Here is a 19,330-nt window from a genome sequence, read left to right as displayed (position 1 = left end):
CGGGCGGCGCCACCTCGAGTCGCCGCCCGCGCGTGCGAACGCGCTCTAGCTGAGCGCGCCGCTGTTCTTTCTCACGGAGAGTTGCCGTTATGACCAAGAAGATCGTCGTCACCGGTATGGGTGCGTCCTCGCCCCTCGGTGGCACCGCCCCCGACAGCTGGGCAGGCCTGCTCGCCGGTACATCCGGCGCCCGCGCCCTCGAGCACGACTGGGTCGCCAAGTACGAGCTGCCCGTCACGTTCGCCGCGGAGGCGAAGGTGCGGCCGGAGGAAGTGCTGGAGCGCCCCGTCGCCAAGCGGCTGGACCCGTCCAGCCAGTTCGCCCTGATCTCCGCCATGGAGGCGTGGGAGGACGCCGGACGTCCTGAGGTCGCCCCTGAGCGCCTCGGCGTCGACTACGCGACCGGCATCGGCGGCGTGTGGACGCTACTGGATGCGTGGGACACCCTGCGCGAGCGCGGACCCCGGCGCGTCCTCCCCATGACCGTGCCGATGCTCATGCCGAACGCCGCCTCCGCCGCAGTGTCGATGCACTTCGAGGCGCGGGCCTTCGCCCGTACGGTCGCCTCCGCGTGCGCCTCCAGCACCGAGTCGATCGTCAACGCCTACGAGCACCTGCAGGCCGGCCTCGCCGACGTGATCATCGCCGGCGGAACGGAGTCGGCCATCCACCCGATCACGGTGGCCTCGTTCTCCTCCATGCAGGCCCTCTCGCGCCGCAACGACTCGCCCGAGACCGCGTCGCGGCCGTACAGCGTCGACCGTGACGGCTTCGTCATGGGCGAAGGCGCGGCCAGCCTCGTGCTCGAGACCGAGGAGCACGCGCTCGCCCGCGGCGCACGGATCTACGCCGAGCTCGCCGGTGGCGGAGTGACCGCCGACTCGTACCACATCACCGCCAACGACCCGGAGGGCCGTGGCGCGAGCCGCGCCGTGCACATCGCGCTGGAGCGCGCCGGTGCGGTGCCTGACGACGTCACCCACATCAACGCGCACGCGACGAGCACGCCGGTCGGCGACCCGTCCGAGTACGTCGCCCTGCGCGAGGTGTTCGGGGAGCGGGTGCACGACATCCCCGTGTCCGCCACCAAGGCGTCGACCGGTCACCTGCTCGGTGGCACCGGCGCCCTGGAGGCGGTGTTCTCGATCCTGGCCATCCGCGACCGTAAGGCGCCGCCGACGATCAACATCACGGAGATGGACCCGGCGATCCCGCTCAAGGTGGTCGGTGAGCCGCAGCCGCTCGGCGAGGGCGCGCAGCTGGTCATCAGCAACTCGTTCGGCTTCGGCGGCCACAACGCCGTCGCCGCGTTCCGCAGCTACGGAGACTGACGCGCTGACACACAGACACACTGACGCAAGAGAAGGCCCCGGTCGATGCGACCGGGGCCTTCTCTGTGTCACCGCCGGCGGGCGGCTGAGCCGGGCCCGCTGCGGGAGTGGTGGCGTGGTCAGCCGACGTTGTGCAGCCAGATGACCGAGGTGTCGTCGTGGGCGTGCCGGAACGGCTCCAGCTCGTCGTCCCACGCCTGCCCGAGCGCGAGCCGCAGCTCGCGGTGCAACTCGAGGGTGTTCGAGCCGGCGATCTCCATGGCGTAGCGGATGCGGTCCTCCGGGATCACCATGTTGCCGGCCGTGTCCACCTGGGCGAAGAAGATGCCGAGATCGGGAGTGTGCATCCACCGGCCGCCGTCGGTGCCGTGACCGGCATCCTCGGTGACCTCGTAACGAAGATGCTCCCAGCCCCGCAGCGCGGATGCGAGGCGTGCGCCCGTGCCCTGGGGGCCATCCCAGAAGAACTCCGTGCGCTGCGAGCCCTTGAGCACGGGCTGCGTCTCCCACGTGAAGTTGACGGCGCGACCGAGCGCGCGTCCCGCCGCCCACTCGATGTGAGGGCAGAGCGCGCCAGGTGAGGAGTGCACGTAGAGCACCCCTCGAGCTGTCTGTGCCGACATGGTTCTCCTCCGTTCGTTGGTGCGTCTTCCCCTACGACCAGGAACGGATGAAGTGTTTCGGCATATGCAATTGTGCAGGCGCTCGCGCGCGTTGCCACGATTATGCCCGAGAACCGCGGGTAGTTACAAGATTGTGATTCGGCGATTCGCTCGTCCCGCGAACGTTCGGCGCAATAGCATACCGAGTATGTCGGTGCAGAACGGTTTCCTGGCCCTGCTGACGCAGGGAGCGGCGTACGGGTCGCAGCTGCAGAGCGAGTTCCTGTGCCGCGCGGCGCACCGACGGCAGTTGAACCCTGGGCAGGTGTATTCGACCCTCGACCGGATGACCGACCAGGGACTCGTCGCCTCCGCCGGGGCGACCGATGACGGCCTCCCGCTCTACGAACTGACGCCCGCCGGCCGCGAAGCCGCGGCAGTGTGGCTCCGGAGCGGGCCGTCGGACGCGCGGCCCGACTGGGACGAGATGCAGGATCAGGTGCTGATCGCCGCCTCCCTCGACGGAGCCGATGCCCTCGCGATCGTCGACGACTACCGCGCCGCCTTCGCCGAGAAGATCCGGTACCTCACGCATGAGGCCGACTCGCGGGCGCTCCTCGCGGCCAACCGGGCGGGGGAATTAGGCGCGAAAGCGGCCATCGAGTGGCTGGACGAGGTGGCGGCGACCCTGCGGGCGCACCCCGGCGCGCTGGTGCAGCCGCGCTCCCCCGAGCGTCCGCGGCGCGGGCGTCGGCCGGCGGCGGAGACGACCGAAACCGTCCCGCCCGTCGGCTAGGAAGCGCCCGTGACGGACTAGTGGAGCAGCTCGCCCTGCTTGTTCAGGACGTTCTTCTCGCCGGCCTCGATCGGCACGGCGAACCGGTTCTGCGCCGGCGGGAGCGGGCAGTTGAAGTTGTAGCTGAACGCGCACGGCGGCAGCACCGCGAGGTTGAAGTCGAGGGTGACCGTGCCGTCCTCGTTCGGAACGACGAACAGGAAGCGTCCGACCGAGTAGGTGCTGTCGCCGTTGGTGGTGTCCGAGAAGACGAGCTGGAGCGCGCGGCCCGCCTTGAAGGCGGCCAGGTTGTAGTCGACGCCGTCCTTGCTGAACGTGATCTCGCCCGGGATCACCATGTCGCGGGTGGCGCCGTCGTCCTTCAGGTGCTCGAAGCCGACCGTCTTGCCGCCCTCGATCGGGCTGAAGGTCGCGCTGATGATCCACTCGGGGTTGAACGGGAAGGCGTCGATGGAGCCGAACTCCTGGATCGCCTCGGACTGCGCATCCCACACCCGCAGGGCGTAGTCGCCCTCCTCGCTGGCGATGACGAAACCGGTCTGCGTGTCGCTGAAGCGGATGGCACCCGGATTCGGGTCGTCCTTGCCGCGAACGATCGCCGAACCGTCCACGAGGACCTCATCCACGAAGATGTTGTCGGTCGCCTGGGCGGTGACCTTCAGGCCGGACTCGCCCTTCGGCAGCGGCGACCAGAGGCCGGGAACGCCCCACACCGGCTGCTCGGAGTCGGGCTCGCCCGTGATCCACTGCGTGTTCACGAGAGCCAGGTTGCCCTGGGGCGCGGTGACCGCCTGTTCGCGGCGTGCGCGGTACCGGGCGAGAACCGAGTTCGGGTCGGTCCGGGGGGCTTCGTTGCTCTGCGTGGCGGTGTCGGTCATGATCTCCATCCTCGGCCAGGTCTGTGGTGACAACCAACTCCGACACTCGGGCATTCCGCGCGGGCGGTCATTTCGCCTCGGCGTAGGTGTCGACGATCGCCGCGGTGACCGGGAACTCCACCGGGAAGTCCCCGAAAAGCAGCCTCCCGGCCTGTTCCGCCGAGGCGCGGACGGCCGCGGCGACCGGCTCCGCCAGCGCCTCGGGAGTGTGGACGATCACCTCGTCGTGCAGGAAGTACACCAGGTGCGGCGCGGCGGTGAGGGGCGCGTCGGGTGTGAGCGCGGTGAGCCGGTTGCGGAGTTCGGCCATCCAGCACAGTGCCCACTCGGCGGCGCTCGCCTGCACGACGAAGTTGCGGGTGAACCGGCCCCAGTCGCGTGCCTGGCCGCGCGCCCGGCGCTCGTCGGCGTCGGTCGAATCGGCGGCGGAGGCGGCGGACTGGGCCACGGCCCACGCCCGTCCGGGAAGTGGCGAGCTCCGGCCGAGGCGCGACGTCACCTTCTCGCCGCGCTCCCCCGCCCGCGCGGCCTCCTCCACGAGCCGGACGGCGCGCGGGAAGGCGCGGGTCAGCCGGGGCATGAGCCGGCCGCTCTCCCCTGTCGTGGCGCCGTACATGGCGCCCAGCATGGCCACCTTCGCCTGCGCGCGCTGCTCGACCGCTCCCGACGCGACGATGCCCTCGTACAGGTCTTTGCCGCGACCCGCCGCCGCCATCGCCTGGTCGCCGGCGAGCCCGGTCAGCACGCGCGGCTCCAGCTGCGCCGCGTCGGCGACGACGAGCTTCCAGCCGGGATCGGCGACGACAGCACCGCGCACCTGCCGCGGCAGCTGCAGCGCGCCCCCGCCCCGGGTGGCCCAGCGGCCTGTCACCACGCCGCCGGGCACGTAGTCGGGCCGGAAACGGCCGTCGTGCACCCACGTGTCGAGCCAGGTCCAGCCGTTCGCGGTGAGGAGCCGAGCGAGCTTCTTGTAGCGCAGCAGCGGGTCGATGACGGGATGCTCGAGCTTCTTCAGCTCCCACGAGCGAGTGGATGTCGCCATGACGCCAGCGCGCTGCAGCGCCTTGAGCAGATCGGGCGGACTGTCGGGGTTCAGCTCGGGCGCATCCAACGCCTCGCGGATCTCCCGCACCAAAGCATCCAGTACCGCCGGCCGCCCGTACGAGGGCCGGGGGCCGAGAAGGTCGGTGAGGAGCTCGTCGTGACGGTCGGCACGGTACGGGAGGCCCGCATGCTGCAGCTCGACGCCGATGAGCGCGCCCGCCGACTCTGCCGCGAGCAGCAGCCGCAGGCGACGCGGGTCGGTGCTGGTGGCGACCGCGTCCTCCTGGGCGGCGAACTCGGTGCGGGCGGACGGCCGAGCGGTTGCAGCGGTCCGCGGGGCGTCGTCGAGATCGAAGAGGGCGGTGTGGGCGGTTCGGGCGGCCGGAACCTCCAGCTCGGGCTCGGCGGCGACATCCCAGGGCCCCGGCTCAGCGCGGGCCAGAGCGCTTGCGGCGGTCAGCGTGGAGTTGCGCAGGATGGCATGGCTGAGCCGGAGGTCGACGCACCGCTCGACCCGCACGCCCCGTGCCAGGAGCGGCGGGTACCAGGAGCGCGTGTCATCCCACACCCAACGGGGCCGGTCGGCAGCCGCTTCTTCGGTGCCGACGAAGGCAGCGAGGTCGTCCGCCACGATCGTCTCGGCGCGCTCGCTGTCGCCCGCGCCGCCTGCCTCCAGTCGCGTGGCGCGGACGACGCCGCGCTCGGCGCGCTCGAGGAGGATGTGCACCCTCCCATTCTCGCGCCCACCCCCGACACCCCCTTGCCGGCCCCAAGCGATCCGCTCCTGAGTTTTTCGTCCCCGCGACCGCGTGTCGAGCGGAAAAACTCAGGAGCGGATCGCTTGGGACAGGGGCAAGGGGGACGGCGGGGCGGGAGAAGCGGGCGCGTCAGTCGGAGAGGGCGGTGAGGCGGGAGCGGAGCTGCGGCCACGAGGCCGCGAAGCCGGGGTGCAGGGGCAGTTCGGTGACCTCGTGGATGGGCACCCAGCGCAGCTCGATGCTCTCGACGTCCGCCATGTGCGGCTCGAACGGCCGGACGGCCTGCGCCACGACGGTGGTGTACGACCAGAACCCCAGGTCGAGAACACTCTCGAACAGCACCTGGACCGCATCGGGAGGCACGGCAGCCTCCTCCGCCGCCTCACGCAGCGCGCCCTGTACCGCACTCTCGTCGGCGTGACGGGCGCCGCCCGGGAGACCCCAGGTGCCGCCGAAGTGGCTCCAGTCGGCCCTGTGCTGCAGCAGCACCCCGCGCCGGAGGTCGTGCACGAGCAGACCCGCGGCACCGAACCGGCCCCAGAACCGCTGGCCCTCCGGCCCTTCCACCCACGCGTCTCCCGAATCCACGTCTCCACGTTAGTCGCCGCCGCCGAACCCAGCGGACGCGGTGTCACACGGCGACGCGAGGTGGCAGGCTGGGCGGCATGACCGTCCGCAGCGCCGCCCTGCTCCTGTACCGCCGCCGCACGGACGTGGAGGTGTGGATCGGGCACATGGGCGGCCCGTTCTGGGCGCGCAAGGACGAGGCGGCCTGGTCCCTCCCGAAGGGCATCGTCGAGTCGGACGACCTGGGCGACGAGCTCTCCGCCGCCCGCCGGGAGTTCGCGGAGGAGATCGGGACGTCCGCACCGGATGCCGACTACGTGCCGCTGGGCGAGTTCCGCGGCTCGGGTAAGACCATCGTCGTCTTCGCGGCCGAGACCGAGTTCGATCCCGGCACCGTCGAGAGCAACACCTTCGAGCTCGAGTGGCCGCCGCGCTCCGGCCGGATGCAGGCGTTCCCGGAGATCGACGACGCCCGCTGGTTCACCGTCGACGAGGCGCGCGTGAAGCTGACGAAGGCCCAGCGGCCCATTCTGGATGCGCTCCTCGCCCGCCTGGAGCAGGACGCGGAAATCCACTAGCCCGCAGAGGCGCTTGGGGCCATAGGGTAAGCCCCATCCAGGGGGCCGAACCCGAAGGAGGCACTGTGGCCAAGAGCAAGGCGGAGAAGGCAGCGGAGAGCGCGCTGGATGCGGCGAGAGTCGCGGTCGGCGAGGCGGAGCACGCCGTGAAGAAGCTCGACAAGAAGACCCGGCGGCAGGCTGAGGACCTCGCGGACCGCCTCCAGGTGGCCGCGAAGGATGCGCAGAAGGCGATCCGGCGGGCGAAGAAGACCGCCACGGAGGCCCGCACCTCGGCGAAGCAGATCGCCGAGCACGTGGCTGCCCCAGCGGCGAGCACCGGCATCCCGACGTTCCGCGAGCTGCGCGACCGGGCGAAGTCACGCGGAATCCAGGGCTACTCGCGGATGAACAAGGCGCAACTGCTGCACGCCCTCGGCGAGGGATGAGCGTGCGGGCGCACCCGCCGTTCACCCGCGCTTAACCCGCCACCCGTAGCGTGCGGCCGTGCCCGATGCTTCCGTGACCCCTGCGCCGGGAGTGCTGTTGCGCGCAGAGAGCGCCCCTCCCGCCCGCACCCTTTTCGACATCCTGACGGAGACCGCGCGGCGCTTCCCGGACGCCTCCGCTCTAGAGGATGCCGCAGGCGCTCTCAGCTACCGCGAGCTGCTCGCCCGCGTCTCCGCCGGGGCCGCGCGGCTGCACGACGCCGGCGTGCGTCGTAGCGACCGGGTCGGCGTGCGGATGAGCTCGGGCACGCGCGACCTGTACCTCGCCATCCTGAGCGTGCTCGCCGCGGGCGCCGCCTACGTGCCCGTCGACGCGGACGATCCGGAGGAGCGGGCCGACCTGGTCTTCGGCGAGGCCGACGTGCGCGCGGTGATGACCGACGAGGGACTCGTGCTGCGGGGGGAGGATGCCGCCCGCCCGGTCTTCGACGGCGGAGCACCGCACCCCAGCATCTCCGCCATTCCGGTGAGCACGGCGCCGACTCCGGAGGACGACGCCTGGATCATCTTCACCTCCGGGTCGACCGGGACGCCGAAGGGCGTGGCCGTGCGGCACCGCTCCGCGGCGGCGTTCGTGGACGCCGAGTCCCGACTGTTCCTCCAGGAGGAGCCGATCGGGCCGCAGGATCGCGTCCTGGCCGGCCTGTCGGTCGCGTTCGACGCCTCCTGCGAGGAGATGTGGCTGGCGTGGGCGCACGGCGCGTGCCTGGTTCCCGCGCCGCGATCGCTGGTCCGTACCGGCATGGACCTCGGCCCGTGGCTGTCCGCACGCCGCATCACCGTCGTCTCGACCGTGCCCACCCTCGCGGCCCTGTGGCCCGTGGATGCGCTGGACAGCGTCCGGCTGCTCATCTTCGGTGGGGAGGCGTGCCCGCCGGAGCTGGTGAGCCGCCTGGCGGTGCCCGGCCGCGAAGTCTGGAACACGTACGGGCCGACCGAGGCGACGGTCGTGGCCTGCGCCGCACCGCTGGTGGCCGGCGAGCCGGTGCGGATCGGGCTTCCGCTCGACGGCTGGGACCTCGCGGTGGTGGATGCCGCAGGGCAGCCGGTCGCCGACGGCGAGGGCGGCGAGCTGGTCATCGGCGGCGTCGGGCTCGCCCGGTACCTGGACCCGGCGAAGGATGCGGAGAAGTACGCTCCGATGCCGACCCTCGGCTGGGAGCGCGCGTACCGCAGCGGCGACCTGGTGCGGTTCGACCCGGCGGGCCTGTTCTACCTGGGCCGTGCGGACGACCAGGTGAAGCTCGGCGGCCGCCGGATCGAACTGGGCGAGGTGGAGGCGGCCCTCCAGCAGCTCCCGGGCGTCTCGGGCGCAGCGGCCGCGGTGCGGAAGTCCGCGGCAGGCAACGACGTGCTGGTCGGCTATCTCGCCGTCCCGGATGCCGCCGCCTTGGATCGCCGAGCCGCCGTCGAGCATCTGCGCGAAACGCTGCCTGCGGCACTGGTCCCGCTGCTCGCGGTCGTCGACGAGCTCCCGGTCCGCACCTCCGGCAAGGTCGACCGGGCCGCCCTCCCCTGGCCGCTGGATGACGCCGGGGGTGACACGGCGGGCGGTGACGACCCGGTTGCCGAAGCGCTCGCGGCCGACTGGCACAGCGTCCTGGGCCTGCGGGTCTCCGGCCCCGACGACAACTTCTTCGATCTGGGCGGAGGGTCGCTCGCCGCCGCCCAGCTCGTGTCGCTGATCCGCCGGCGGCATCCCGACGTCACCGTCGCGGACGTGTATGCGACGCCCCGGTTCGGAGCGATGGCCCAGGCACTCGCCGAGAGCTCTCCGTCGTCGTCCGCCGCCTCCACGCATGTCGTGCCGCCGACACCGCTGCGGATGCGTGCGCTGCAGACGGTGCTCGGCGTCCCGCTGTTCATCCTGGGCGGGATCCGCTGGCTCCTCTACCTGCTGACCGCGTCCGCGCTGCTCCGCCCGTTCGGCGGTTTCGACGTGCTGCCCGCCGTCGATCCCGTGTGGCTGGTCGTCGGCCTTCTCGTCTTCGTGACGCCGTGGGGCCGTATGGCGATCTCGGTGGTGGCCGCGCGCCTGCTGCTCGCCGGCGTGAAGGCTGGCGACCATCCCCGCGGCGGCGGGGTGCACTTGCGGCTGTGGCTGGCCGAGCAGGTGGCACACCAGATCGGGGCCGCGAGCCTCGCCGGAGCCCCCTGGATCCTCTATTACGCCCGTGCGCTGGGCGCGACCATCGACCGCGGTGTCGACCTGCACACGTTACCGCCGGTGACAGGGATGCTGCGCATCGGCGCCGGCGCCTCCATCGAACCGGAGGTGGACCTCGCCGGGTATTGGATCGACGGGGACGTGCTGCGGATCGGCGAGATCCGGATCGGCGCAGGGAGCGCGGTGGGCGCACGCAGCTCACTGATGCCGGGCACGAAGATCGGCCGCAACGCCACGGTCGCCCCCGGCTCCGCGGTCTTCGGCCGGGTCCCGGCCGGCCAGAACTGGTCCGGCTCCCCCGCCGTGCGTGTCGGCCGCGCCCGAGAGTGGTGGCCGGAGGCACGCCCGGAGCGACGGACGCGGTGGGTCGCCGCCTACGCGCTCGCCTCGATCGTCGTCTCCCTCGTTCCGGTGATCGCTCTGGCCGCAGCGGCGGCCGTCGTCGCCGCGTTCGTGCGTGGCGCATCCACCTGGGGAGACGTCGTCGTCCGGACAGCCGCGGGGCTGGTGCCCGGAACGCTGGCCGCGGGCCTGGTGCTCGCCGGACTCATCGTCGGTTTCGTGCGCCTGCTCGGCATCGGGATGCGCGAGGGCGTCCACCCGGTGCGCAGCCGGCCCGGCTGGCAGGCCTGGTCGACCGAACGACTGCTCGACCTATCCCGCACGGTGCTGTTCCCGCTGTACTCCAGCCTGTTCACGCCGGTGTGGCTGCGGATGCTCGGTGCCCGGGTGGGCACGGACGTCGAGGCCTCCACCGTGCTGCTCCTCCCCCGCATGACCCGGATCCGCGACGGCGCTTTCCTCGCCGACGACACCCTCGTCGCCTCCTACGAGCTCGGCGGCGGCTACGTGCGCATCGCCGCCGTCGACATCGGCGCGCGGGCGTTCCTCGGCAACTCGGGGATGGCCTTCGGCGGCAACCGCGTTCCGCGCGACGGGCTCGTCGCGGTGCTGTCCTCAGCGCCGCGGAAGGCGAAAGCCGGATCCTCATGGCTCGGTTCCCCTCCAGTCCGGCTGCGGCGGCGGGCGCAGGAGGGCGACCTCTCGCGCACGTTCGAGCCGCCGACCGCTCTCCGCGTGGCGAGGACCGCCTGGGAGCTCCTGCGGTTCGTACCGGTCATCGTGACCTGCGGCATCGGCTTCGGCGTCGTCATCGCGCTCGGCGCGATCGACACCGCGTGGGGGCTCGCCTGGGCCGTCGTGCTCAGTGGACCCGCGCTCATCGTGACCGGAGCGGTCGCGGCGGGCATCAGCACAGCGGCCAAGTGGATCCTGCTCGGCAGGCTGAAGCCGGGCGAGCATCCGCTCTGGTCCTCGTTCATCTGGCGGAGCGAAGTGTCGGACACTTTCACCGAGATGGTCGCGGCGCCCTGGTTCGCCTGGGCGGCCACCGGAACCCCGGCGCTGGTGTGGTGGCTGCGCAGCCTCGGCGCGCGGATCGGGTCCGGGGTGTGGATCGACAGCTACTGGCTGCCGGAGGCTGACCTCGTGACGCTCGGGGACGCATCCACCGTCAATCGGGGCTGCGTTGTGCAGACGCACCTGTTCCATGATCGAATCATGAGCATGGACCAGGTCACCATCGAGCGGGGCGGCACCCTCGGGCCGCACAGCGTCATCCTGCCCGCCGCCGATATCGGCTCCGACGCGACCGTCGGGCCCGCGTCGCTCGTGATGCGCGGCGAGACGGTTCCGGCGAGAAGCCGTTGGAGCGGCAACCCCATCGGGCCGTGGCGCGAGGTCGTGGTGCGCGAGTACCGGGCGCGGTCCGGCGGATGAGCGACGCCCCACACGCCTACCTGCCGCGCTCCGGCACCACCGACTACTCCGTCCTCCGGTACGACCTGGACCTGAACTACCGGGTGGCGACCAACCGGCTGGATGCGACGGCGGTCATCCGTGCGCGCGCCAACGTCGCGCTGTCGGCGATCATCCTCGATCTGGTGCACCTGAAGGCCAAGCGGGTCCGAGTGGACGGCAACAAGCGCGTCCGCTTCAGCCAGACGCCGACCCACCTGCGGATCGCGCCGGCCGCGCCCCTCCCTGCCGGCATGGAGTTCACCGTCGAGGTCGCGTACGACGGGTCGCCCGTCCCGCGCCGCACCCGGTGGGGCGCCCTCGGCTGGGAGGAGCTGACCGACGGAGTGATCGTCGCAGCGCAGCCCTCGGGGGCGCCGACCTGGTACCCCTGCAACGACCGACCGTCAGACCGCGCCGCCTACGGCATCCGGGTCACCACCGAGCAGGCCTACACGGTGCTCGCGACCGGCGAGCCGACCGGCCACAGCGTGAGCGGTGGACGCGGCACCTGGACCTTCGAGCGGCCGGAGCCCACGGCGAGTTACCTCGCAGCCGTGCAGATCGGCCGGTACACGCTCGAGCCGAGACGCTCCGCCGGGGTGGAGTGGGTGGTGGCGTACCCGCCGGCCCTCGCCCGCCGGGTGCTGCACGACTTCGAGCCGGTCGGGCGGATGCTGGAGACCTTCCAGGACCGGTTCGGGCCCTATCCCTTCCCGTCCTACACGGTCGTGGTGACGGAGGATCCGCTGGAGATCCCGTTGGAGGCGCAGGCGATGGCGACCTTCGGCTCGTCGCACGCCGACGGCCACGGCGGCTCGGAGCGCCTGATCGCGCACGAGCTCGCCCACCAGTGGTTCGGCAACAGTGTGGGCCTTGCATCCTGGCGCGACATCTGGCTCAACGAGGGCTTCGCCTGCTACGCGGAGTGGCTGTGGTCGGAGGCGTCGGGCGGACTGTCGGCCTCGGCGCAGGCGCGGGCGCATCACGCCGGCCTCCGCCTCGCGCCGGCCGACCTGGTGCTCGGCGATCCCGGGCCGGACTCGATGTTCGACGACCGGGTCTACAAACGGGGCGCGTGCCTGCTCCACGCCCTGCGGCTGCGGCTGGACGACGGGCCGTTCTTCGACCTGCTGCGCGGGTGGACGCGGGAGCACCGCTTCGGGAGCGTCACCACCGCCGACTTCGAGGCGCACGCCGAGAGGTTCTCCGCCGAGCCGCTCGGCGGATTCTTCGACGCCTGGCTGCGTCAGCCCCGGCTGCCGTCACTGACGCGCTGACGGGTCGCGACGGTCACCACGCAGCCAGACACCCGGATGGTGCGCAGGCGGTAGCGGACGCCGTCGAGCGAGCCGGTCCACCGGCCGACATGGACGCTGTCCGGCGGCAGGCGCAGTCCCCGTCCGTCGGCCTTCAGCACCGCCTCTACCGCGGTCCATCTCCGCAGAGCGTTCCCGTGGCCGGGTGCGAGGTCGTCGATGGCGGCAGTGCGGTCCGCCCCTGTACGGTCCGCCTCTGTACGGTCCGCCCCTGTACGGTCCGCCTCTGTACGGTCCGCCCCTGTACGGTCCGCCTCTGTACGGTCCGCCTCGGGGCGGGCCGGTTCGGCGTCGATGCCGACGGGGCTGCGAGCGGCGACCGCGAACGCATACCCGTCGGCATGGGCGAGCCCGAGGTACAGCGAGCGACCTCTACCGGAGGCGGTCGGCTGCCCGTGGGACAGGCCGCAGTCGGCACAGGGCGCGGCGATCTGGACGCTGGGCTCCCCCAGGCGTTCCGCAGCGGCCAGCAAGGCCCGGCGACCGGAAAGGAACCGCCGGATGTTCTCGTCGTCCGCTGCGTACGACGTCAGCCGCGCACGATCGCCCGCATCCAGGCGGGCTGTCACGCAGGAGGCGGTCGCCGCATCCAATTCGCTGTACGGCATCACGACGAAGGCGGGCATCCGACCTCCGTCCGTGCACCCCGATCCGCCTCGATGCTAACGCGCGGAGGCGCGAACCGCCGGGTCGTGGTCGGGCTCGGCCCGGCGATTCGCGCGATCTGTGGAGGATGCGGTCAGCGAGTGGTGCGGCCGGTCCCGTCATCGAATCGGGGAGCCTCGTGGCGGGCGGTGCGACGGGTCGCGTCGTCGTCCACGGGGGCGGCTGTCGCGTCCTGAGCGGGGACGGTGCCTGCGGGTGCGTCGGTGCGGGCTGTGCCCGCGGGGGCCGTGCCCGCCGGGGCCGCGGCGTCCGTGCGCGTCCCGTCATCGATGCGGTTGCCGTTCTTGTCGGTACGGACGTCGGGGTCGACGTGGTCCGCTCGGCGCATCGCTTCTTCCGACTCTGAGCGGGCGCTGGCCGCCGAGGACTCGCGCTCCTCCGCCTCGCGCCGCAACCGCTCGGCGTCGACCTCCGCCTGCTTGGCGTCCGCCGCTGCGCGTGCCGCCTTCGCTTCCCGGTCCCGCGCGTCGAGTTCGGTCTGCGCGGCCGACTGCCGCATCTCTTCGGCACGGCGGCGGTCCGCCTCGCGCTTGCGGTTGCGGCCGACGGTCGCGATGATGGCGATCACTGCGATCACGACCACGACGACGACGATCAGGATGATCCATCCGGTTGTGTTCATGCTGCATCACGGTACCCCTGAGAAGCGGAATCGCTAGGGGATTGAAATACTTCGCGCGCGCTGGACGCTGACTATCGCCGCCTCCCCGCAGAGACCTACCGTTTGCCTGCAGCCGCACTTCGCGCGCGTGCAGACCGATTGGAGCGGCGACATGGCCGACAAGCCCTACGTGGCGATTACCGCGCAGTATGCGAGCGAAGACGAGGCCGTGGCGGACTTCGACGCGCTCAAGGAGCACTACAAGGACGACGGACGCAAGCAGTCGTTCGACGCCGCCGTCGTCGTGCGCGACAAGGAGGGGAACGTCTCCATCCCGAAACGCGACAACGAGGCGAAAAGCCATGGCGGACGCAAAGGCATCGCGGTCGGGATCGCCGGCGGCGTCGTCGTCGCACTCTTCCCCGCAGTCGCCCTCGGTGGTGCACTCCTCGCCGGAGCCGGCGTGGGCGGAGGGATCGGCGCCCTCGCCGGTCACATCTCCAACAAGTCGTCGGCGAAGGAACTGAAGAAGATCAGCGAGACCCTGCACGCGGGCAGCGCCGGGATCGTCGTCGTGGTGTCGCCAGAGCAGGCCGACGCGGTGCAGCAGCAACTCACGCACGCCACCGGGGTCACCCGAGCCGAGCTCGCGGTCGACGAGGAGAAGCTGGACGAAGAGGTGAAGAACGCGTCCTGAGGGGCGTCACTGAGCGGGTGGCACCGCTGGGACGCCAGCCCTGGGTACGATCCCGGTATGAGACGCCTCGCCGCACTGATCTCCATCGGCGTGGCGTTGGCGTTGACCGGCTGCACGACGCTGCCAGCGACCGGCACTCCCGACACTCCGGAGCCGACCCGGTCGACGCCGTTCAGTGTCAACGGAACGTTCACGTTCGGGCTGGGCAACGCGAGCACGCAGCAGTTCCCCGAAGGCAGCCGGTGCGACACCCGGGACTCGCTCCAGGGACGCCGCGTCAGCGTCCTGAATCAGTCCGGCATCGTGATCGCCACCGGGAAGCTCGGACCGGGGACAACGAAGTGGGCTGCCAACCAGGCTGAATGCACGTTCGAGATGCAGGTTCACGCGGTCCCCGGGCGCCAGGAGTTCTACCGACTCCACGTCGACGACTACAAGGACACCGGCGACCTCACCGCCGGCTCACTCGAGCACTACCACTGGCTGGCGGAACTCATCTGACGGAGGCTGCCGTTCGGCGCTTGCTAGTTCACTACCTTCGACCGTCCACCCGTCGTAAGAGACTTCGCGGCACTCCTCAGCCGCGGCGCCGCGCCCGAGGCGAACGCAGAACGGCCATCGTCACGCCGACGGTCAGCAGGACGCTACCCGCCCAACCGGCACCGAGCTCGAGCAGCGCGGACCAGTCCCTCGACGACGGCGTCACCACCGCGGACCAGATGGCGAAGCCGAGGAATCCGGACATGAGCACGGTGGCTGTCCACCGCACGGTCAGCCGCCAGGTCATCTCCCACGTGCTCAAGGGCCACGCAGGCATGGTGACACGCGCCAGCCAGGCGCCTGGGCGCGCAAGTCCCGGTGCTCGTCCGCGGGCCAAGAGTCGACCACGAGGTCGTGACTTCCGACGCGGGTCGCTCACACGCCAGAATCTACACTGACGGCGCGCACCCGCGCTGAGCGAGCGTCGACAGGTACAGCTCAGCTCGCAGTCGTAGGGCGGACGGGACTTGAACCCGTGACCGAGGAATTATGAGTTCCCTGCTCTGACCAGCTGAGCTACCGCCCCGATCGTGCGCCGGCCCGGGTCACTCCGGTGCGGGCACGCTGGGGGCCGCATCCGTCACCGGGTCGGCCACCGGCTCACCACGATACAGGCTTTCGAAGGTGCTGATCGTGGTCTGGATGTCGTGCGTGGCGACGATGCGGAGTGAGCCGCGCTTCAGCACATCCAGCTCTTCCTGGGGCAGCGTGAGCACGCCCTCCAGCTTGTCCGCGAGGTCCTGCGCGTCGCCCGGGCGGAACAGGTAGCCGTTCTCGCCATCGTGGACGAGGTGCGGCAGGGCCATCGCGTCAGCGGCGACCACGGGGAGGGCGGACGCCATGGCCTCCATCGTCGCGATCGACTGCAGCTCGGCGATCGACGGCATCGCGAAGACGGTCGCGCGCGTGTACGCCTGGCGCAGCTCCTCGTCGCTCACGTAGCCGAGGAAGTCGACCCGGTCGGCGATGCCGATGGTCTCCGCCATGGTCTGCAGGTTCTTCAGCTGGTCGCCGCCACCGACGATCTGCAGGCGGGCATCCAGGCTGGCGGGCAGCAGCTTGATGGCGTTGAGCAACACGTCGATCTGCTTCTCGCCGGTCACCCGGCCGACGAACAGGATGTGGTTGCCCGCGCGCTTAGAGAAGTCGGGGATGTAGTTGTGGGCGTCGATGCCGCAGGAGATGGCGTGCACGCCGCGCAGGCCGGTCGACGCTTCGAGGAACTCCGCCGCCTTGCGCGTCGGCGTGGTGACGGACTCCGCCCGGTCGAAACTCTTGCGCGCGTCTGCCCAGGAGAGCTTCACGAAGATCTTCTGCAGGAACTTCGGCAGGAGGGTGAACTCGACGACGTTCTCGGCCATGACGTGGTTCGTGGCGACGATCCGGATGCCGCGCTTCTCAGCTTCGGCTGCGAGCCCCCGGCCCACGACGATGTGCGACTGGATGTGCACGACATCCGGCTTCACCTCGTCGAGGATGCGGCGGGCGTTCGCCTTGCTCGTCCACGGGAGCGCGAACCGCAGCCAGTCGTGCGGGTACCAGCGCCAGCTGAGGAGCCGGTGGACCGTCATCTTGTTGCCCTGGTGCTCTTCCACCCATGTGCCATGCGCGCGGCTCGCGGCGGGGGCGACGACGTGGACGTCGTGGCCGCGTTCGACCAGCCCGGCAGCGAGGCGCTCGGCGAAGCGCGCAGCCCCGTTGACGTCGGGGGCGAAGGTGTCGCAGCCCATGACGATGGTCAGCGGCTTGTGGGCTGCCGGGGCGGGCGGGGTGGGATGCGGTCCGCTCGTATCAGGCACGTTGTTCGTTCCCTACGGTCGTGTGCTTCGGAAGGCGAACCCTGCGACGGTGTTCGCGGTCCGGGCGAGTGGGTGTGCCCGGTCGATTCAACGGCCTAGTCTAGGCGGCTTTCCCTTGCGACGTCCGTAATGCGGTCAGCCACCGGCGCGTCCGAGGCGCTCTGCGGGTGGTACTTCGACAGCCGGAACACGCCGAAGACGGCGACGGCCCCGGTCAGCGCGAAGCCGACCATGGCCCACCAGGGGGCGCCGGCCGCCTCGTTGAGCACCACGATTCCGATGGTGACAGCGACCATCGGGTCGATGACGGTGAGCCCGGCGATGACGAGATCGGGCGGTCCGGAGGAGTATGCGTTCTGCACGAAGTAGGCGCCGAGGACGGCGGCCAGCAGCAGCGCGACGATGCAGGCGACCAGCAGCCAGTCCCACTCCTGGTTGGAGATCCGGTCGATCGCGACCTTGGCGAGGGTCGCGACGAAACCGTAGAGGACGCCGGCGCCGACGATGTAGATCAGTGCCTTGAGCCGGTGCCGCAGAAAGTAGAACACGACGCCGAACGCGATGAGCACGACGGCGAGGATGATGAGGATGACGATCAGCGCCCGACTCGTCACCGGCAGATCGCGGGCGAACACCGCAGCGAGCAGCACGAACGCACCGACGCCACTGACGCAGAGCGTCACCGCCACCACCGATTGATGGTTCAGCTTCACACCGCTGACCCGGGCGTTCAGGATGCTGGTGATGACGAGGCCGACGACGCCGAGCGGCTGGACGAGGATGAGGGGCGAGAGTTTCAGGCTGACCAGCTGGAACACGATCGCGAGGCCCAGGAGCAGCGTCCCGATCACCCAGGACGGCCGGGCGAGCAGGAGTCCGAGTGCGCGGACGCCCAGGCCGGACTCAGCGTGACCGGCGGTCGCCTCGACCTTGGCGACGCCGTGGTGCTGGAGCTGCGCGCCGACAGACAGGAAGCAGGCACCGACCAGCGCGACCGGGATGCCCAGGAGCTGGCTGGGCTGATAGGACAGGTCGAAAGCGTCCATCAGTTCCGTACCCACCCCACGACCCTACCGGGAATGATCCGGATAGTCTTGCTGAATGGCCGTCCTCCCGATCCGGATCACCGGTGACTCTGTGCTCCACTCCCCCGCCAGGCCCGTCGCCGAGATCGATGATGAGGTGCGCGCACTGGTCGCGGACATGTTCGAGACGATGGATGAAGCGCCCGGCGTGGGGCTCGCCGCGCCGCAGGTGGGCGTGCCGCTGCGGCTCTTCGTCTACGGGTGGACCGATGACGACGGCGTGCTGCACCGCGGGGTCGCGATAAACCCGACCCTCTGGCAGAGCCCGCTCACTGTCGGCGAGCTCGATGAGGACAGCGAGTCGGAGGGATGCCTGTCGTTCCCGGGCGAGCGTTTCCCGCTGCGGCGCGCCGAGCGCGTCATCCTGCAGGCCACCGACCTCGACGGCGCCGAGTACGAGGTGCGCGCGGACGGCTGGCTGGCCCGGATCTTCCAGCACGAGTACGACCACCTCGACGGGGTGCTCTACGTCGACCGCCTGGAGCATCCATTCGGCAAGGCGGCGCTGAAGACGCAGCGGAAGAACAGCTGGGGCGTGCCCGGGCTGAGCTGGCTGCCGGGCCGCGACCACCTGGAGGACTGAGGCGGTCGGCGCCCGGAGACGCGTCGGCGGTCAGCGCCGCAGATCGACCCCGTGCACGCCGTTGTGGTGGCGGAGCGCTGGGAAGACGACGGACAGCGTGAAGCCGACCCCTGGCACGGTCTGCGCGTTCAGCGTCCCGCCGAAGAGGGCAGCGCGCTCCCGCATCTCGATCATCCCGGCGCCTTCGTAGTGCTCCGTGAGGGCGCGGACGTCGTCCGCGATGCTGTACGCCGTCGCCTGGTCGACCCCGTCGCGATCGAGGCCCAGCCTGCGGGCGGCCGCACGGATCCCGTCGTCTTCGACGCTCACCTGGAGCCCGTCCGGCGTCCAGGCGAACGCCACGGCGACGTTCGTGCCGGCGCCGCCGTGCTTGAGCGCGTTCTCGAGGCTCGTCTGCAGGATGCGGAACACCGCCAGTTCGGCGCCCGGCCGCAGGTCGAAGCGCTCACCGCTCTCGGTGAAGGTGACGGCGAGTCCGGCATCCCGCATCACCCGGAACAGGTCGCGGGCGGAGTGCAGGCTCGGTTGTGGGAGCGCGGACTCCTGCGCCTCCCGTGCGACAGCCTGCAGACGACGGAGGTCGGCGAGGGCGTCGCGGGCTGAGGTCTCGAGCGCGCCGACCGAGCGGAGCGCGGTCGCTGGATCCGCGTCGGCGGCGTAACGGACACCCTCGGCCTGTGTCACCAGACGGGAGACCGACTGGATCGCCACATCGCCCAGATCGCCGATGATGCGGAACCGGCCGGCCTGCTCGGCGAGGTCGAGCTCGCGGTCGATGCGGTCCCACTCCGACTCCTGCCGGGTGTCGCGCAGGCGGATGCGGCGGCTCCGCTCCCACAGCCAGACCGCGAGGAAGACGAGCGCGGCGAGCCCGAGCCCTGCGGCCGCAAGCACGGTGGCATCCATCTACTGCCCGTTCCTTCTGTCCGTTCCGGCCACGCGGCTGCGCGGCCCGGTTGATACTACCGGGCCGCGCAGGCGGGGCGACGGGCGGCCGCCGAGCGTTGTGGATAACTCGGCGGCCGCCCGATCGG

General features: G+C 71.0%; 19 protein-coding genes and 1 tRNA gene. 9 read left to right on the top strand and 11 right to left on the bottom strand.

All coding sequences use genetic code 11. From position 1 onward, the window contains the following. Positions 1-89: 89 nt before the first annotated feature. Positions 90-1,331: a beta-ketoacyl-[acyl-carrier-protein] synthase family protein gene (locus AB7E03_RS03785; protein WP_489939458.1), complete on the top strand. Its 1,242-nt coding sequence runs from the start codon at positions 90-92 to the stop codon at positions 1,329-1,331. 119 nt (positions 1,332-1,450) lie between these two features. Here AB7E03_RS03785 and AB7E03_RS03780 read toward each other — a convergent pair whose 3' ends face one another. Further along, a complete protein-coding gene (locus AB7E03_RS03780; protein WP_489939456.1) occupies positions 1,451-1,954 on the bottom strand; it encodes a DUF3145 domain-containing protein in 504 nt (167 codons plus the stop codon). Between the two features lie 187 nt (positions 1,955-2,141). On the opposite strand from AB7E03_RS03780, the gene AB7E03_RS03775 reads away from it, so the two are divergent. Next, positions 2,142-2,729, top strand: coding sequence for a PadR family transcriptional regulator (locus tag AB7E03_RS03775; protein ID WP_489939454.1), 588 nt, complete (start codon positions 2,142-2,144; stop codon positions 2,727-2,729). 17 nt (positions 2,730-2,746) lie between these two features. On the opposite strand, the gene AB7E03_RS03770 is transcribed toward AB7E03_RS03775, so the two are convergent. The 3 genes from AB7E03_RS03770 to AB7E03_RS03760 form a co-directional block, all read right to left on the bottom strand. Continuing rightward, the gene (locus AB7E03_RS03770) at positions 2,747-3,607 is read right to left on the bottom strand and encodes a DUF1684 domain-containing protein (protein WP_489939452.1); all 861 of its coding nucleotides are present in this window, start codon (positions 3,605-3,607) and stop codon (positions 2,747-2,749) included. A gap of 67 nt (positions 3,608-3,674) precedes the next feature. Continuing rightward, a complete protein-coding gene (locus tag AB7E03_RS03765) occupies positions 3,675-5,378 on the bottom strand; it encodes a bifunctional 3'-5' exonuclease/DNA polymerase (protein ID WP_489939450.1) in 1,704 nt (567 codons plus the stop codon). 160 nt (positions 5,379-5,538) lie between these two features. Further along, positions 5,539-5,997, bottom strand: a complete 459-nt coding sequence (locus tag AB7E03_RS03760) for an NUDIX domain-containing protein (protein ID WP_489939448.1) — start codon at positions 5,995-5,997, stop codon at positions 5,539-5,541. Positions 5,998-6,074: 77 nt separating this feature from the next. Here AB7E03_RS03760 and AB7E03_RS03755 point away from each other — a divergent pair, with 77 nt between their 5' ends. The 4 genes from AB7E03_RS03755 to AB7E03_RS03740 all read left to right on the top strand — a co-directional run bounded on the left by AB7E03_RS03755 (position 6,075) and on the right by AB7E03_RS03740 (position 12,286). Next, on the top strand, positions 6,075-6,554 hold the full coding sequence (locus AB7E03_RS03755; RefSeq protein ID WP_489939446.1) for an NUDIX hydrolase: 480 nt from the start codon (positions 6,075-6,077) through the stop codon (positions 6,552-6,554). Positions 6,555-6,619: 65 nt separating this feature from the next. Next, the gene (locus AB7E03_RS03750) at positions 6,620-6,982 is read left to right on the top strand and encodes a hypothetical protein (RefSeq protein ID WP_489939444.1); all 363 of its coding nucleotides are present in this window, start codon (positions 6,620-6,622) and stop codon (positions 6,980-6,982) included. Between the two features lie 58 nt (positions 6,983-7,040). Then, positions 7,041-10,988, top strand: a complete 3,948-nt coding sequence (locus AB7E03_RS03745) for a Pls/PosA family non-ribosomal peptide synthetase (RefSeq protein ID WP_489939442.1) — start codon at positions 7,041-7,043, stop codon at positions 10,986-10,988. Continuing rightward, positions 10,985-12,286, top strand: a complete 1,302-nt coding sequence (locus tag AB7E03_RS03740) for a M1 family metallopeptidase (protein WP_489939440.1) — start codon at positions 10,985-10,987, stop codon at positions 12,284-12,286. Before AB7E03_RS03745 ends, AB7E03_RS03740 begins: the two co-directional genes overlap by 4 nt. On the opposite strand, the gene AB7E03_RS03735 is transcribed toward AB7E03_RS03740, so the two are convergent. Beyond that, complete coding sequence (locus AB7E03_RS03735) at positions 12,256-12,951, bottom strand: 4'-phosphopantetheinyl transferase family protein (protein WP_489939438.1); 696 nt, start codon at positions 12,949-12,951, stop codon at positions 12,256-12,258. The two genes, AB7E03_RS03740 and AB7E03_RS03735, sit on opposite strands and share 31 nt — an antisense overlap. Before the next feature lie 113 nt (positions 12,952-13,064). Beyond that, entirely contained in the window at positions 13,065-13,613 is a 549-nt protein-coding gene (locus AB7E03_RS03730) for a hypothetical protein (protein ID WP_489939436.1), read from the bottom strand. A gap of 151 nt (positions 13,614-13,764) precedes the next feature. Between AB7E03_RS03730 and AB7E03_RS03725 the strand changes: the two genes are divergently transcribed. Further along, positions 13,765-14,289, top strand: coding sequence for a DUF1269 domain-containing protein (locus AB7E03_RS03725; RefSeq protein WP_489939434.1), 525 nt, complete (start codon positions 13,765-13,767; stop codon positions 14,287-14,289). Between the two features lie 57 nt (positions 14,290-14,346). Then, positions 14,347-14,790 (top strand): hypothetical protein, encoded by a 444-nt coding sequence (locus AB7E03_RS03720; protein ID WP_489939432.1) that lies wholly within the window; start codon positions 14,347-14,349, stop codon positions 14,788-14,790. 76 nt (positions 14,791-14,866) lie between these two features. Here AB7E03_RS03720 and AB7E03_RS03715 read toward each other — a convergent pair whose 3' ends face one another. From AB7E03_RS03715 to AB7E03_RS03700, 4 genes are all read right to left on the bottom strand, one after another. Next, a complete protein-coding gene (locus AB7E03_RS03715) occupies positions 14,867-15,091 on the bottom strand; it encodes a hypothetical protein (protein WP_489939430.1) in 225 nt (74 codons plus the stop codon). 190 nt (positions 15,092-15,281) lie between these two features. Further along, positions 15,282-15,355 (bottom strand) — tRNA-Ile (locus AB7E03_RS03710). 19 nt (positions 15,356-15,374) lie between these two features. Further along, positions 15,375-16,628, bottom strand: coding sequence for a glycosyltransferase (locus AB7E03_RS03705; RefSeq protein ID WP_489939428.1), 1,254 nt, complete (start codon positions 16,626-16,628; stop codon positions 15,375-15,377). 95 nt (positions 16,629-16,723) lie between these two features. After that, on the bottom strand, positions 16,724-17,689 hold the full coding sequence (locus AB7E03_RS03700; RefSeq protein WP_489939426.1) for a DMT family protein: 966 nt from the start codon (positions 17,687-17,689) through the stop codon (positions 16,724-16,726). Positions 17,690-17,729: 40 nt separating this feature from the next. On the opposite strand from AB7E03_RS03700, the gene def reads away from it, so the two are divergent. After that, positions 17,730-18,296, top strand: a complete 567-nt coding sequence (gene def, locus AB7E03_RS03695) for a peptide deformylase (RefSeq protein WP_489939424.1) — start codon at positions 17,730-17,732, stop codon at positions 18,294-18,296. 30 nt (positions 18,297-18,326) lie between these two features. Here the strand turns inward: def and AB7E03_RS03690 are convergent, their stop codons facing one another. Then, entirely contained in the window at positions 18,327-19,202 is an 876-nt protein-coding gene (locus tag AB7E03_RS03690) for a sensor histidine kinase (RefSeq protein WP_489939422.1), read from the bottom strand. Between the last annotated feature and the right edge of the window lie 128 nt (positions 19,203-19,330).

Source organism: Leifsonia sp. RCC_180, assembly GCF_058138205.1.
This window is presented reverse-complemented; position numbering and strand designations above follow the sequence as displayed.